This is a genomic window from Cupriavidus sp. 01L43 (assembly GCF_056399925.1).
In genome coordinates, this window is record NZ_JBFTSH010000008.1 from 22,202 (window position 1) to 37,082 (window position 14,881).

General features: G+C 67.5%; 10 protein-coding genes. 5 read left to right on the forward strand and 5 right to left on the reverse strand.

Annotated elements, in window-relative coordinates; all coding sequences use genetic code 11:
• Positions 1 to 51 precede the first annotated feature (51 nt).
• From AC1DP9_RS15055 to AC1DP9_RS15070, 4 genes are all read left to right on the forward strand, one after another.
• Positions 52 to 300 carry a hypothetical protein gene (locus tag AC1DP9_RS15055; RefSeq protein ID WP_441591804.1) on the forward strand — a complete coding sequence of 83 codons (249 nt, stop codon included), beginning with the start codon at positions 52 to 54 and terminating at the stop codon, positions 298 to 300.
• A gap of 126 nt (positions 301 to 426) precedes the next feature.
• Positions 427 to 711 carry a hypothetical protein gene (locus AC1DP9_RS15060; RefSeq protein WP_092298104.1) on the forward strand — a complete coding sequence of 95 codons (285 nt, stop codon included), beginning with the start codon at positions 427 to 429 and terminating at the stop codon, positions 709 to 711.
• A gap of 102 nt (positions 712 to 813) precedes the next feature.
• Positions 814 to 1,485 carry a DsbA family oxidoreductase gene (locus AC1DP9_RS15065; RefSeq protein ID WP_477107800.1) on the forward strand — a complete coding sequence of 224 codons (672 nt, stop codon included), beginning with the start codon at positions 814 to 816 and terminating at the stop codon, positions 1,483 to 1,485.
• Positions 1,486 to 1,992: 507 nt separating this feature from the next.
• On the forward strand, positions 1,993 to 3,957 hold the full coding sequence (locus AC1DP9_RS15070) for a di-heme oxidoreductase family protein (RefSeq protein WP_477107801.1): 1,965 nt from the start codon (positions 1,993 to 1,995) through the stop codon (positions 3,955 to 3,957).
• Positions 3,958 to 4,035: 78 nt separating this feature from the next.
• Here AC1DP9_RS15070 and AC1DP9_RS15075 read toward each other — a convergent pair whose 3' ends face one another.
• On the reverse strand, positions 4,036 to 9,573 hold the full coding sequence (locus AC1DP9_RS15075; RefSeq protein ID WP_477107802.1) for a trifunctional serine/threonine-protein kinase/ATP-binding protein/sensor histidine kinase: 5,538 nt from the start codon (positions 9,571 to 9,573) through the stop codon (positions 4,036 to 4,038).
• Between the two features lie 153 nt (positions 9,574 to 9,726).
• Positions 9,727 to 10,749 carry a LysR family transcriptional regulator gene (locus AC1DP9_RS15080; protein WP_092298092.1) on the reverse strand — a complete coding sequence of 341 codons (1,023 nt, stop codon included), beginning with the start codon at positions 10,747 to 10,749 and terminating at the stop codon, positions 9,727 to 9,729.
• A gap of 325 nt (positions 10,750 to 11,074) precedes the next feature.
• On the opposite strand from AC1DP9_RS15080, the gene AC1DP9_RS15085 reads away from it, so the two are divergent.
• Positions 11,075 to 11,431 (forward strand): response regulator transcription factor, encoded by a 357-nt coding sequence (locus AC1DP9_RS15085; RefSeq protein WP_369823513.1) that lies wholly within the window; start codon positions 11,075 to 11,077, stop codon positions 11,429 to 11,431.
• A 29-nt stretch (positions 11,432 to 11,460) separates the two neighbouring features.
• Here AC1DP9_RS15085 and AC1DP9_RS15090 read toward each other — a convergent pair whose 3' ends face one another.
• The 3 genes from AC1DP9_RS15090 to xseA all read right to left on the reverse strand — a co-directional run bounded on the left by AC1DP9_RS15090 (position 11,461) and on the right by xseA (position 14,445).
• Complete coding sequence (locus tag AC1DP9_RS15090) at positions 11,461 to 12,135, reverse strand: response regulator transcription factor (protein WP_092298086.1); 675 nt, start codon at positions 12,133 to 12,135, stop codon at positions 11,461 to 11,463.
• Between the two features lie 177 nt (positions 12,136 to 12,312).
• Positions 12,313 to 12,891, reverse strand: a complete 579-nt coding sequence (locus AC1DP9_RS15095; protein WP_092298083.1) for a superoxide dismutase — start codon at positions 12,889 to 12,891, stop codon at positions 12,313 to 12,315.
• Between the two features lie 159 nt (positions 12,892 to 13,050).
• On the reverse strand, positions 13,051 to 14,445 hold the full coding sequence (gene xseA, locus AC1DP9_RS15100) for an exodeoxyribonuclease VII large subunit (RefSeq protein ID WP_477107803.1): 1,395 nt from the start codon (positions 14,443 to 14,445) through the stop codon (positions 13,051 to 13,053).
• Between the last annotated feature and the right edge of the window lie 436 nt (positions 14,446 to 14,881).

Consider the following 14,881-nt stretch of genomic DNA (forward strand, 5'->3'; position numbering starts at 1 on the left):
AACTAACCCATCACCACAAAACCGGGCGCCCGACGCCCACCAGGAGGGGACATGTCGAGACAGATCAAGAACAAGGCCGAAGTCCGCGCGATGATCCGCGCCGAGCAGGAAAAGCTCCCGGCCTGCAAGGGATGCTGCTTCGGCGACGTCTGCTGGAATGCGCCCGATGGCGACGGCTGCAACTGGAGCGTCTCGAAGATGGAAGGCGAGAGCGGCGCGGCCTGCAGCGAGGCGCTGGCGCCGAAGATCCGCGCGCTGCAGGCGCAGTTCAATATCGCCGAGGAATCGCCGCGTGGGTGAGGCCCGGCAGCCATAAAGCGCGCCCGGGGCATCTTTCGGAAAGCCACGTGAAATAAACCCGGGGCGCGCCTGTTTTGGTGTGGAATTGCGCGTACAGTGGGCCCATCCACTTTCCCGGAGGCGGCCATGGACACATCACCGAGCGCCAGCTACAAAGGGTACGACATCTACCCGCTGGTCTACACACATGCCGCGACGCACGAATGGTACGAACGCCGCCCGGACCGCACCTACAGTGCCTCCGTGGTGATCTGCCGCGAAGGGACCGATCCGGTATCGGCCCTGGTCCGGGTCTTCCCGATGCTCGCCCGCCAGTGGGACAGCCTCGGCGGCGCACGCCGCGCGGCGGTACAGGCCGGCACTGAAATCATCGACGGGCAAGTGCCCGGGCAGTCAATCTCAGGGCTCTAGTCCTTCCCTCCCCCTTACGCCGTCACACCCGCCGCCTGCAAGGGGCGGCGAATCGGGCTACCCTGTCGGTCATCGCTTTTTTGCGCGCCGAACAGGATTGCCATGACCCAAGCCCAACCCCTCCGCATCGACTTCGTTTCCGACATCGCCTGCCCCTGGTGCGCGATCGGCCTGTCCTCGCTCCAGGTCGCACTCTCCCGCCTGGGCGACGCCGTGGCGGCCGAGATCGTCGTCCATCCGTTCGAACTGAACCCGCAGATGGGGCCCGAGGGCGAGGACATCGTCGGCTACATCAGCAAGAAGTACGGCCGCACGCCGGCGCAGATCGCCGAGACCCAGACGATGATCCGCGCGCGCGGCGCCGAGGTCGGCTTCACCTTCGGCCCGCGCGAGTGGGTCTACAACACCTTCGACGCCCATCGCCTGCTCGAATGGGCGGGCCAGCAGGCGCCGGCCAAGCAGCTGGCGCTGAAGGAAGCCCTGCTGCGCGCCTATCACGGCGAGGGCAAGGATCCGAGCAGCCACGCCGTGCTGGTGGAAGCGGCCGAGTCGGCCGGGCTCGACGTCGCCGCGGCACGCGCCGTGTTGGACAGCGACGAGTTTGCCGAAGAAGTCCGCGCCGAGGAGCAGCAGTCCCAGGCCATGGGTATCACGTCCGTGCCGTCGATTATTTTCGACAACCGCTACCTCGTCACGGGCGGCCAGGCGCCCGAGGCATTCGAGCAGGCCATCCGGCAAATCCTTGCCGAGCGCGGCGAAGCGGCCTCCGCCTGATCTCCCCCCGTCCTCTTTAGGTACACGCTTATCGCGTTGGCGGTGTGACGCCAACGCGACACCCCTCTACGTCGCCCACACTTTCCCGTTCACATTTGCTAACTTTCACCCCCATTAAGTAGGGGCAGCCCTGCGCATGCATCATGCGACCAGGGCGCCGGGCCATGTCGATACATGACATTTGTCATGTACCTGTCATGAACCCAGCGACAAATACGAGCGACACCGAAGAGTGACCGCCGGCAGTAACGGGAAGCTGTTCAACAAAAACGAAGGGGTCAAACCATGCAGGTCCTTACATCACGCCCTCGGCCGGGGCGCGACGGGCATCGCGCCACGTCTCGCCTATCGCGCCTAACGAGCCTATCCGCCGCCCTATCGGTCTGTGTTGCCGCCACCCTGCTGCTGGCCGCCTGTGGCGGCGGCGGCGGTGACAGCGCGCCGCCCGCGAGTACGCCAGCCGGCGACACCCTCGGGTACACGCCGCTGTTCCCGGCAGGCACGCCGATGAACGAGCAGATCCAGTACCGTGAAGCCGACGGCACGCTGGTCACGATGATGGGCTCGCGCCCGACCGAGCGCCACGCGCGCGAGCGCGGCGAGGCGTGGGACGCCCCCGATGCGGGCCCGGGCCGCTACCTGACCTTCCCGACCTTCTACTTCCAGAACCGCACCTTCGGCCTGGAGATCCACGACCACGTGCCGGCCGGCATCTCGCGCGTGGACGTGTACCTGCGCGTCAACCAGGGCATCTTCGACGGCACCACGTTCAGCCTGTTCCGCAATATCCTGGACACCACCGTGCGCGACTACGGCTGGTCGCTGAACTACGGCTTCAACAATCCGAAACAGGGCGGCCTGCCGATCTGTAGCGAAGGCCAGCCGAAGGAGGACTGCATGATGTCCTTCGACTCGAACTGGCGGACCGATCCGCACAGCCCGCTCAAGATCGGCGACAAGGTCGAACTGGCGCCGGCGCCGCGCCTCAAGCGCGACCCGGTGGTGGACGGCGGCGGCAGCCGCTACTACTCGTTCGAGCAGCTCTACGTGGTGGGCGTGGGCATGCGCCCGTGGTACGGCATCGCCCCGAACCTCGACTCGGAGCCGCTGCCCGAAGAGACGCTGCTCGGCGGCCAGGCCAGCATCTCGTACAACTACTCCGAGGAGCCAATGCGCGTGTTCCAGCAGATGGCGAACAACATCGGCATCGTGAACACGCAGCGTTTCGTGGAAGGCCGCCGGCTGTTCCACACCTCGTTCCTCGACGGCAAGCACTCGGAGCACGACGCCGACAACCCGGTCTTCACGGCCCACATCGGCCAGCTCGGCCCGCGCTACAACCAGCCGCGCTGTATCGAGTGCCATACCAACAACGGCCGCAGCGTGGCCGCCGGCATCGGGGCGAAGCTCGACACCATGTCGATGCTGACCAACGGCGCCGATGGCCGCGCCGACCCGGCCTACGGCTACAACGTGCAGCAGCACGCCCAGGACCCGACGGTGACGCCGTTCGACGTCACGCTCCAGGCGCTCGACAAGACCGTGCGCACGCTGCCTGACGGCGAGCGCGTGGAACTGGTGAAGCCGGTGTTCGCCTTCAAGGGCCCCACGCCCGCGCAGTTCTCCGCGCGCCAGGCGCCGCAGGTGATCGGCATGGGCCTGATCGAGGCGCTGCCCGAGGCCACCATCCTGGCCCAGGCCGACCCGAACGACGCCAACGGCGACGGCGTGCGCGGCATTCCGAACTGGATCGTCGATCCGGAAACCGGCAAGACGCACCTCGGCCGCTTTGGCTGGAAGGCGTCGAAGGCCAGCCTGCGCCATCAGGTGGGCGATGCGCTGATCAAGGACATGGGCGTGACCTCGCCGACGTTCCCGACGCGCGGCTGCCAGCGCGGCGCGCCGGACTGCCGGACCACCTCGGCGGCCACCTCGGTCTCCGAGGGCGAACTGCAACGGCTCACGCACTACCTGTCGCTGATCGGCGTGCCGGCCCAGCGCAGCCTGCGCAGCGGCTTCCCGGACGGCATCCGCGTGTCGCCCGAGCATGACGTGGACCCGCCCCTGATCGCACGCGGCGCCGCGCTGTTCAACCAGGTCCGCTGCGTGGCCTGCCACACGGCGACGATGAAGACCGGCAACACGCACCCGTTCGCCGAGCTGCGCAACCAGACCATCCACCCGTACTCGGACCTGCTGCTGCACGACATGGGCCCGAACCTGGCCGACTCGCTGCGGGAAGCCAACGCCGCGCCGAACCTGTGGCGTACCGCGCCGCTGTGGGGCGTTGGCTCGCTGCGCTTCGTACAGGGCGGCGACGCGAACGTGCGCCTGCTGCACGACGGCCGCGCGCGCTCGATGCTGGAAGCCATCCTCTGGCACGGCGGCGAGGCCGACAGCAGCCGCACGCAGTTCGAAGCGCTGCCCAAGGCCGACCGCGACGCGGTGGTCGCGTTCCTGCAGTCGCTGTGATGTCGATGTAGTACCAAGCGTTGAAAAGAAAACCGGGGCCTTGTGCCCCGGTTTTTGCTTTCCTCCAAGCCAGTCTGGCTAATCCGTCTGCCGCGCCGGCACCGTGAACTGGACCACCGCCCCGCGCGGGGTGTTGGGGCTGGCCCAGAGCCGGCCGCCGTGTCCGTCGATGATCGACCGGCAGATCGACAACCCCATCCCCAGCCCGGTCTCCTTGGTGGTGTAGAACGGGGCGAACACGCGCTCGACGCTGCCGGCGCTGCCGGCGCTGTCGGCGCTGTCGGCGCTGTCGGCGCCGAAACCGGGCCCCGAGTCGCACACGGCCACGCTCACGCACCCGTCCTCGGCGGGCGCGGTGCGGATCACCAGGTGCCGGCCGCCATCGCTGACGCCGCCCATCGCCTCCAGCGCATTGACGATCAGGTTGAGCAGCACCTGTTGCAGTTCGACACGATCTCCCTCGATGTGCGGCAAGCCGTCCGCCAGCGCCGTCTCCACCGTGGCAAGGCCCTTGGCGGCTTCGCCACGGGTCAGCTCCACCACCTCGCGGATCGCCGCGTTCATGTCCACCGGCTCCTTGCGGGGCGGCGATTTCTTGATCAACTGGCGGATGCGCCCGAGCACATCGCCCGCCCGGTTGGCGTCCTTGACGATGCGGGTCAGCGCCTCCCCCACCTCGTCGACATTGGGCGGCCGGGCGCCCAGCCAGCGCAGCGCGGCCTGCGCGTTGGTCACCGTCGCCGCAATCGGCTGGTTCACCTCGTGCGCGATCGACGCCGCCAGTTGCCCCATGGTCGCTACCCGGTTGGCGTGCGCCAGCTCGGTCTGCACCTCGCGGTAGCGCCGCTCGCCCTCGCGCACGCGCTCCTCGGCCTGCTTGCGCTCGGTCAGGTCGAGCACGAACGCCACGCCCTCCTGCCGGCCGTCGCCGAACGAGGCCAGGCCGACGATGACCGGCACCCGCGTGCCATCCTTGCGGATGTATTCCTTCTCGAACGGCGTGGCGTGCCCGGAGCGCTCGCTCTCGGCCAGCGCCAGCTCGCTCTCCGCGCGGATCTCCGGCGGGGTCAGGTCGCGCCAGCGCACCCGGCCGGAGACCAGATCCTCGCGCGCGTAGCCCACCATGCGCAGGAAGGCGTCATTGGCTTCCAGCACCTCGCCGGCCACGTTCCAGACGATGATGCCGATGATATTGGCCTCCACCAGGCGCCGGATCTTGGCCTCCCGCTCGGCCACGTCGCGGTACAGCCGGGCGTTCTCCAGCGAGATGGCGGCCTGCGACGCCACCAGCTTCAGCACCGCGATCCGCGTCGGACTGAACGCGCGCGCGGTGAGATTGTTCTCCAGATACAGCGCGCCGGTCAGCCGGGCCTGATTCATCAGCGGCAGGCACAGGATCGAGCGGGCGCGATGCTGGCGCACATAGGGGTCGGTGGCGAACGGCGAGTCGGCCGACGCATCGTCCAGCACCACGCTCTCCCGCGTGCGCAGCACGTGGAACAGCAGCGACTCGGGCAGCATTTCCGCGCTGACCGGGACGTCGCGCAACTGGAGCTGGGGCGCGTCCGTGCCAGTGGTGGCTTCCGCCGCCACCCGGTGCGCACCCGCGCCGGACAGCACCAGCAGGCCGCGTTCGGCGCCGGCCTGCTCGATGGCCGTGCGCATGACCATGTCGATCAGGTTTTCCAGCACGATGTCGCCCGAGGCGGCCTGAGACACCTTGAGAACCGTCGCCAGGTCGAGATGCTCCACCGGCGTGGCGATGGTGGTCGTCGGGCCCGGCGCGGGATCTTCGGTGCGCAGGTACGGATACTCGGCCTCGAGCTGCCGCACCTTGCCGTCGGCGCCCCAGCGCAGGTAGCCATAGCGCGCGTCATGCAGGTAGATCCGGGCGATCCTCTCCAGCCCGCGCGCCGCGTAGAAGCGCGCGGCCAGTTCGTTGGCCAGCGCCTCGATGTGCACGAAGCCGCTCGCCTGCGCCGCGTCGATGGCCCGCTCGTAGCCATGCTCGGCGTCCACCAGACGGCCTTCAAGCCGGGCGATCTCGGCGCCGACCAGCGTCGCGCGGTCCGCGAAGTTCTCCGGGCAGTGCTCGGCCCAGTGCGCGAGCTGCCCGTGATGTGCGGCCAGCGCGTCAAGATGCGGCTGGCGGCCGTCGGCCGGCGCGCTGTCACAGGTGGCGGCCTCGGCCAGCGCGGCGTAGAAGTGGTATTCCGCCTCCTCGAAGAATGAGGACGAGGTCGAGAGCAGCACCTGCGCACGCGCGGCCGCGGCCATGGCGGTGACGTAGTCGCCGCACAGGTAGCGCGACTGGAGCTTCCGGGTCCAGTACCAGCACTCGGCCAACACAAGGTCCGGGCTGGCCGCCAGATGCTGTTCGACGCGCGCCTCGTCGAATGGATCGCCGTCCAGGCTGCCGAAGACCGGCGTCAGGCCGCGCAGCATCCGCACCAGCGCCAGTTGCGTGCCGATAAAGTCGGTCACCAGCCCGAAGCGCACCTTTTCGGCGTAGGCCAGCCCGCGCTCGGCCTCCGCCTGCACCTCGGCCAGCGGCTCGCCCGCGAACAGCATGTCCGAGTTGCGGGCGTTGCCCGCGAAGGCGCCGTACGGCAGGTCGCCGATCCGGTTCGCCGCCGCAAACGCGCGGCGCAGCATCGGCTCGCACTCGCGCACCGGCCGCAGCCAGCGCATGACGAAGATCGAGAAACAGAGGTAGGTCTTGGCCTCGAAGCGCGTGAGGCCGCGCCGGTCCACCAGTTCACAGCCCAGCTGGCCGAAGCGGAAGCCGGCCTGATAGTCGCCAAAACGCCGCCCGGCCACCCGGCCGACATTGGCGTAGAGCACGCAGGACGCATCGCAGTTACCCCGCTCGATGCTGAGGCTGACCGCCTTGCAGATGGTCAGGCCGGCCAGGTTGGCATCGGTCTGCACGGCCGGCGCGAACAGCTTGCTCAGCGCCTCCACGGTGCCCAGCGACGCCGCGTCGTCCATCAGCGGCAGGTCGATCAGGTCCTCGATGGCGCGGTCCCCGAGGTGGGTCCAGATCTCGTCGTACTCGCGTCGGACCGCGTCGTCGTCCGGGTGGGGCGTCCATTCGATGCCGACCTGCCGCAGGTACTCCAGGCACACCGCCACCGCGCGGTCGCTCTGGTCGAGCACGAGGCAGATGTCCATCTGGAGGCAGGCGATCAGGGCCTTCTCGACTGTGGTGGTGGCGCGCGCCGTCAGCGCGCCCAGGCGCGCGTCCGCGATATCCAGCTGGCCAGTCAGGAACTCGCATTCCACCCGGTGCTGCTCAAGCGCGAAGCGCAGCGCATGCCGATTCGCCCAGCCCCCGTCGCCCAGCAGCTCCGCGCCGGTGCTCAGGTAAGCCAGCGCCGAGGCATAGGCCGTGGAGGCCTTGGCGCGCTGCCCGGCCATCAGGTTCAGTTCCGCCAGACGCTCGCGTTCGGCCGGCTCGGTGATCAGCGCCGCGCCGCGATTGAGCTGGCCGGTAATTTCGAAGATGGCCTCGTCGAGCATCTCCGGCGGCGTCTGCGCCGCCAGCATCCGGCCCACGCGCAGGTGGGCGGCGGGGCGCGACGCTTCCGGCGTCAGCAGGTAGGCGGCCTCGTGCACGCGGTCATGCGCGAAGGCATAGGCGCCGTCGGCGCGCTCGACCAGTTCCTGGCGGAAAGCCTCCCACAGCGCCGCGTGGACCTGCGCCTCCGGCACGCCAAGCACCGTGGTCAACGTCGTCATCTCGGCCACGTTGCCGAGGCAGGCCAGCTGCTGCAACGCCTGCTGGGTCTCGGCCGGCAGGCGGGCCAGCTTGCCGACCATCAGGTCCACCACGTTGTCGGTGTAGCCCTTGGCGTGGATGCGGTCGGGGTCCCAGGTCCACTGCCGCGCGTCGTGGTCGAAGGTCAGCAGGTTCTCCTCGACCAGTGCCTGCAGGAACTGGATCACGAAGAACGGGTTGCCGGCGGTCTTGTCCTCCACCAGCTCTGCCAGCGGGGCGATGCGCGTCCGCTCGCAATGGAGCGAATCGGCAAACAGCTGCTCGATGTGGGCGCGGCTCAGCGGCGCCAGCTTGATGTCCTCGACCTTGACCCCGGCATTGCGGATGGCCAGCAGCTTGCCGGTCAGCGGATGGGTGGCATCGACCTCGTTGTCCCGGTAGGCGCCCACCAGCATCAGGTGGCGCAGGTCGGAGCGGACCAGCACGTCCTCGATCAGGTCGAGCGTGGCGGCGTCCAGCCACTGGAGGTCATCGAGAAACAGCGCCAGCGGATGCTCCGGCTGGGCAAACACGCCGATAAAGCGCCGGAACACCAGCAGGAAGCGTTGCTGGGCCTGCTGCGGCTCCATGTCCGGCACCGGTTCCGGCTCGCCGATGATCAGCTTCAGCTCGGGAATCAGGTCCGTCACCAGCCGCGCGTTGGACTCCAGCGCCTCCAGCAGTGCGCCGCGCCAGCGCGCCAGTTCGGCATCGGGCTTGCCGAGCAGCGTGCGGACCAGGCTCTGGAACGCCTGCACCAGCGTCGAGTACGGGATATCGCGCTTGTACTGGTCGAACTTGCCGGCGGCGAACAGCCCGCGCGGCGGCACCAGCACCCGGTGCAACTCGTTGACCACCGAGGACTTGCCGATGCCAGAGTAACCGGACACCAGTACCAGTTCCGGCGTGCTCGTCCGGATGATGCGCGAGAAGGCCGAGAGCATGGTATCGACCTCATGCTCGCGCCCGTACAGCTTCTCGGGGATCATCAGGCGGTCGCGCGTGCCGTGTTCGTCGAGCGGAAAATCCTCGATGCGGCGCTGGCGCTCCCAGTCTTCCAGGCAGCGCCGCAGGTCGTGCTCGACCCCGGCGGCGGTCTGGTAGCGCTCCTCGGCCGTCTTGGCGAGCAGCTTCATGACGATGCGGGACAGCGCGGCCGGCACGGTGTCCACGCGCAGCCGGGGCGACTGCGGCATCCGGGCGATATGGCAGTGCACCCACTCCATGGCGTCCGTCGCCGCGAACGGCAGCGCGCCGGTCAGCATTTCGTAGAGGGTGATGCCGAAGGCGTAGAGGTCGCAGCGCGAGTCGATCGACCGGTTCATCCGCCCGGTCTGCTCGGGCGCCATATAGGCCAGCGTGCCGGCGATGGTCTCGGGCGGCTCCGGGGCCTGGCGCTCGCGCGGCAGGCGCGAGGCGAGGCCGAAGCCGGTCAGCCGGGCCTGGCCGTCGGCGCAGTTCACGAGGATATGGGTGGGCTTGAGGTCCTTGTGGACCAGGCCGCGCTGGTGCAGCTTGCAGAGCGCCAGCGCGATGCTGGTGGCGTGGCGCAGGAAGGTGCCGGTTTCCATCGGCGTGCCCAGCATCGTCGAGAGCGGCTCGCCGCCCGGATCGTCGAGCATCAGCACGGTTCGTCCGCCGTCGCGCGACAACTCCAGAGGGCGCAGGGCCCAGGCGCCGTCCAGTTCGTCCCGGAGGGCGAACTCGTGCGCCAGGCGGTCGAGCGTGGCGGGCAAAGGGTGTTCCGCGGCCGGGCGTGCCAGCAGCACGGCATGGCCGTCGCCCTCGCCCGGAAGCCGGTCTCGGCAGAACACGCGTTCGCCGTCGTCCCACAGGACGTGCAATCTGTTACCCATTGGTGCCGAGACCCGATATTGATCTGCGTCAGCATATACCAAGGCGAACGCGCCGCCATGAAACGTGCGTGATCGGGCACAGCAAGGTCAGTGGGCATAAGTTGGGGAGCGGGGCCGGCAGTCGCCTGATATGCCTTATTCGGCGCTTTTTCTTCAGGCCGCCATCCGCTCCGGCACGGCTTCGCTTTCGGCCACCTGAAGCAGGTCGAGCGCGCGGATCTGGTCGGTCATGAAATCGACGAACGCCCGGATGCGCGTGGGCAGGTGCTGGCGGCACAGGTAGCTGATGTAGTGGCCGCGGTCGCTCGGCACATGCTGGCGCAGGGCCATGACCAGTTCCCCGCGCGCGAGGTAGTCCTTCACCTGGTGCGCCGGCATCTGGGCGATGCCCCGGCCATCGCGCACGGCCTGGAGCACGAGGTCGGCGTCGTTGAAGGTCAGCCGGGCAGTCGGCAGCACCTTGCGCAGCTGGCCGTCCACCTTGAATTCCCACTCGGCCACCCGCCCGCTGGTGAAGCGCTGGTTGATGCAGTCGTGCTCGCCCAGTTCGTCCAGCGTGGCCGGCAGGCCCCGCTTCTGGACATAGGCCGGCGCGGCGCAGACCACCATCTGCATCGGAATGAGCTGTTTGGCGATGATGCTGGAGTCGTCGATATAGCCGTCGCGGAACGCCACGTCGACCTGATCGGCGGCGAAATTGGCGGGCCGGTCATCGAGCAGCAGTTCCACCGAGATGTCCGGGTAGGCCTCGGAGAACTTGAGCAGCAGCGGCGCCACCACATTGCGGCCGAAGCCCACGGTGGAGCAGACGCGCAGCATGCCCTGCGGCGGCCCGTTGCGCAGGTCCAGCATGTCGTTCATGGCGCCGACGATCTGGGTCACGCCGAGGTTGCAGTTCTCGAAGAAGCGCTCGCCCTCGCGGGTCAGGTTCGTGGTACGCGTGGTGCGGAGGAACAGGCGGGTACTTAGCTGCTCTTCCAGTTTCTGCACACTCCGGGAAACCGCCGAGCGGCCGATGCCCAGTCGCTCCCCGGCGCGCACGAAGCTGCCCTCCGTGGCCACCGCCATGAACGCGATGATGCCGGCGTAGCTGGTGGAGAAGCAGCTGGACAGCGCGTCGGCGCGATTGGGCGTGCCCACACGAAAACCACACTGAGATGACACCGTCTGATGCATTTGATGGCCCCCCTATCAAGCGTGCCGGCAGTCTGCGGAGTGCACTGCGCACTTCGCACCGGCCATGACAGAAGGTTACGTGCCGGGGGGCCGTAAAACTATTCTGCACAGGGGTAGCGGGAGGTCCTACCTAGGATGCGCGAAGTCATACTGGGGTATTACCTGAGGGCCGCCAGGCGACGCGTAATACGTTTGTATAATGCTCCGCCGCAGGCATGCGCGCTACGCTGGAAACGTCTACACATTCACGCGATAGGTGCACGCCTGTCGCGTGCCATATCCATCCCCAAGGGTCGAGGTCGGTCTTTTGCCTTCTGATCAGATAGTGTCGATTGTCGACGATGAAGAGGCCGTTCGCCTCGCGACGGAGAGCCTGGTGCGCTCGTTCGGCAGGCAGACACGCCTGTTTGCCTCGGCGGAGGAGTTCCTGCAATCGGGCCTGCTCGCCGTCACCGCCTGCCTGATCTCCGACGTGATGATGCCCGGCATGTCCGGTGTGGCGATGCATGAACGCATCCTGTCGCTCGGCTATACGCCGCCGACGATCTTCATCACTGCGTTCCCCACCGCAGACCTCAAGGCCCGCGCGGCCGAGAACGGCGCGCTGGCCGTGCTCGACAAGCCGGTGGACCCGGACGCCATCGCCCACTGGCTCAGCGTGGCGCTGGACCTGCCATCGTAGATCGACGAATGCCGGAAGGTGGCGTCCGCTCAGGCCGGCTTGCGCGGCTGCGGCTGGACGCCCAGTGACTCGGCCTTGCGGACCAGATCGGCCACCGAGCGCGCGGCCATCTTCTTCATGACCCGGCCACGGTGGATCTTCACGGTGACTTCCGTGAGATCCATCTCATAGGCGATCTGCTTGTTCATCAGGCCGGCCACCACGAACACCAGCACCTCGCGCTCGCGCGGGGTCAGCGATTCGTAGGCCGTGCGCAGACCCGCCACCGACTGCTCGGCGGCCAGCCGCTCGCCGTCACGGGCCAGGGCGTTGGCCACTGCGTCCAGCATGTCCTGGTCGCGGAACGGCTTGGCGAAGAAATCGACCGCGCCGGCCTTCATCGCCTTCACCGTCATCGCAATATCGCCATAACCGGTCATGAACACGATCGGCATGCGCACGCCACTCTTGGCAATCTGCTCCTGGAACGCGAGGCCGCTCTCGCCGCGCAGGCGGACATCGAGAATCAGGCAGCTCGGCGCATCATGCTTGGGAAACGCCAGGAATTCCTGCGACGACTCGAAAGTCTCCACGCGCAGGCCGGTGGAGCGCAGCAGGCCGCTCAGGGCGAGCCGGACCGCCTCGTCGTCATCGACCACGTAGACCACTCGCTCCTTGCTGTCCTGCGGGCTTTTGGCCAACGTCGTTTGCGACCACGAACTCATCTCGCCTCCTGGGGGGGTTACTGCGTCGATCACCTTCGCTATTGTGGCTATTGTAGGTGATTTACTATGTGCAGGCGCTGCCGCACCACCGCCGGGCGCGGACACGAAAAAGGCCCCGTTCCGGGGCCTTTCCCTACCGCCTTCGTGACGAATTTGTCACGCTTGCGGAACCTGGATTCAGGCGAAGTTCTGCGACGCGAAGTCCCAGTTCACCACGTTCCAGAATGCCTCCACGTACTTCGGACGGGCATTGCGGTAGTCGATGTAGTAGGCGTGTTCCCACACGTCGCAGGTCAGCAGCGGCTTGGCGTCGGTGGTCAGCGGCGTGGCGGCGTTGGAGGTGGAGACCAGGTCCAGCGAACCGTCGGTCTTCTTCACCAGCCAGGCCCAGCCGGAGCCGAACGTGCCCACGGCGGTCTTGGTGAACTCTTCCTTGAACTTGTCGAACGAGCCCCACTTGGCGTTGATGGCATCTGCCAGCGCGCCGGTCGGCTGGCCGCCGCCGTTGGGCTTCATCGAATCCCAGTAGAACGTGTGGTTCCACACCTGGGCGGCGTTGTTGAAGATGCCGCCCGACGACTTCTTGACGATGGCTTCCAGCGTGTCGTTCTCGAACTCGGTACCCTTGATCAGGTTGTTCAGGTTCGTGACGTAGGTCTGGTGGTGCTTGTCATGATGGAACTCCAGGGTCTCCTTGGAGACGTGCGGAGCCAGGGCATCATGCGCGTAGGGGAGCGGGGGGAGCTTGTGTTCCATTGTTCTGTCTCTTGGTTTGGGGTGGGGAGTTGCCGATTGTAGGTGACTTGCCAGACCCGCGCAAACGCGGGCGGAATGCCCCCTGGACTCATGTTAGTTTGCGCGGAAGACAATGTCGGGTCGATTGAGAATCAGTCCCATCACGGCTCCAGAACGACTTCAGAACGCCGCCAGCTTGGCCTGCACGCCGGCGATTTCCAGGTCCGCCACGCCATCGGCCAGATGCGCCTCGACCACGCTGCCCGCGCGCAATTCGGCCGGCGAGCGCAGCGCCTTGCCACGCTGATCCAGCAGTACCGCATAGCCGCGTTCCAGCGTGCGCTGCGGCGCCAGCAATTCCAGCGCGCCGGCCACGCGGCCCAGCCGCTGGCTCTCGCGCTCGTGGCGGCGCACGGCGGCGGCTTCCAGGCGCGCGGCCAGCCGGCCCAGGTCGGCCTGTGCGGCCGCCACGTCGGGGCGGCACGCGCGCCAGCGCATCGCCAATACATCCTGCCGGTGACGCTGCGCGGACACCGTATCGCGCAGGGCTGCACGCAAGTGCCGGGCCAGATTGTCGACCCGCGCGCGCCGCTCCTGCAGTTGCGCCTGCGGGCTGCGCAGCCGCCGCGCCAGCCATTCCAGGTGCTGCGCGCGGCGTTCCATCTGCCGGTCCAGGCTTTGCGCCAGCGCATCGCGCGCGCGGCGAACCGCCTGCAGCAGGTGCGCGCGGTCCGCGCTAACCAGTTCCGCGGCGCCCGTGGGCGTGGGGGCGCGCATATCGGCGACGAAATCGGCAATCGTGAAATCGGTCTCGTGGCCCACGCCGGACACCACCGGCACGGCGCTGCGCGCAATCGCGTGCGCCACCACTTCCTCGTTGAACGACCAGAGATCCTCGATGCTGCCGCCGCCCCGGCACAGGATCAGCACGTCGCATTCGCGCCGCGCGCTGGCGATATCGAGCATGGCGGCGATCTTCTCGGCCGCGCCGGCGCCCTGCACTGGCACTGGATAGACGATGACCGGCACATGCGGCGCGCGGCGCTGCAGCGTGGTCAGCACGTCGCGCATCGCCGCCGCCTGTAGCGACGTCACCACGCCAATCGAGCGGGCGTGGCTCGGAATTGGTCGTTTGCGTTCGGGAGCGAACAGACCGGCCTGGGCAAGTTTTTCCTTGAGGCGCAGGAAAGCCTCGTAAAGATTGCCCATGCCGGCGCGGCGCATGGCCTCCACGCCCAGTTGCAGCTCGCCGCGTGCCTCGTACATCGACACCAGCGCGCGCACTTCCACCGCCTCGCCCTCGCGCGGGGCGAAATCCACGTGCTGGTTGCGCCCCCGGAACATCACGCAGCGGATCTGCGCGCGGGCGTCCTTGAGCGAGAAATACCAGTGACCGCTCGCCGCGCGCGTGAAGTTCGAGATTTCTCCGCGCACCCAGGCCAGCGGGAAGCTGCGCTCGAGCACGCCGGCAATCGCATGGTTCAGCTCACTGACGGGAATGACCTCCCGGGTCCGCGCGGACACGGCGGGCATCGCGGGCGGCAGGTTGCGCGGAACATTCTCAAAGTCGGGCATGGCGCACGGCCGCACAGGCGGCGTGGAATGGACATGTCCACAGCATACCCGCTGTGTCAAGTGGTACACCCCGGGCCGCGCCGATCGCTCGGATTGCCGCATCCATCCGTACAACCCTTTGATTCTTATGAGGAATCGGGTCGGACCAAAAAACAGGCAATGTAAGAGAAAACCTTACGCGTCAACCACTTACGGCCAGCGACCGCATCTTGTTCACAAAGTTATCCACAGAAGTTCTGGATAATCGATTTGTCAAGCGTTTTGCCTGTGGAGAACTTCCGCCGATGCGCGGCGCTTGCGCTACAGCAACGGCTGGCGAGTTGCGATGTCGATCCCCGCTCACCGGGCACCGCAGTGCACCAAAAGTGCCTGATTTTTCAGCAATCGAACGGAAGTCCATATCGATCAATGACTTAACCCGCTTGTCCGGCGCTTA

What these genes read in the sequence shown, in the direction of transcription:
- AC1DP9_RS15055 (WP_441591804.1), top strand. Translation starts at nt 52, where the DNA reads ATGTCGAGACAGATCAAGAACAAGGCCGAAGTCCGCGCGATGATCCGC.
- AC1DP9_RS15090 (WP_092298086.1), bottom strand. Translation starts at nt 12,135, where the DNA reads ATGAGTTCGTGGTCGCAAACGACGTTGGCCAAAAGCCCGCAGGACAGC.
- AC1DP9_RS15065 (WP_477107800.1), top strand. Translation starts at nt 814, where the DNA reads ATGACCCAAGCCCAACCCCTCCGCATCGACTTCGTTTCCGACATCGCC.
- xseA (WP_477107803.1), bottom strand. Translation starts at nt 14,445, where the DNA reads ATGCCCGACTTTGAGAATGTTCCGCGCAACCTGCCGCCCGCGATGCCC.
- AC1DP9_RS15060 (WP_092298104.1), top strand. Translation starts at nt 427, where the DNA reads ATGGACACATCACCGAGCGCCAGCTACAAAGGGTACGACATCTACCCG.
- AC1DP9_RS15095 (WP_092298083.1), bottom strand. Translation starts at nt 12,891, where the DNA reads ATGGAACACAAGCTCCCCCCGCTCCCCTACGCGCATGATGCCCTGGCT.
- AC1DP9_RS15070 (WP_477107801.1), top strand. Translation starts at nt 1,993, where the DNA reads ATGAACGAGCAGATCCAGTACCGTGAAGCCGACGGCACGCTGGTCACG.
- AC1DP9_RS15080 (WP_092298092.1), bottom strand. Translation starts at nt 10,749, where the DNA reads ATGCATCAGACGGTGTCATCTCAGTGTGGTTTTCGTGTGGGCACGCCC.
- AC1DP9_RS15075 (WP_477107802.1), bottom strand. Translation starts at nt 9,573, where the DNA reads ATGGGTAACAGATTGCACGTCCTGTGGGACGACGGCGAACGCGTGTTC.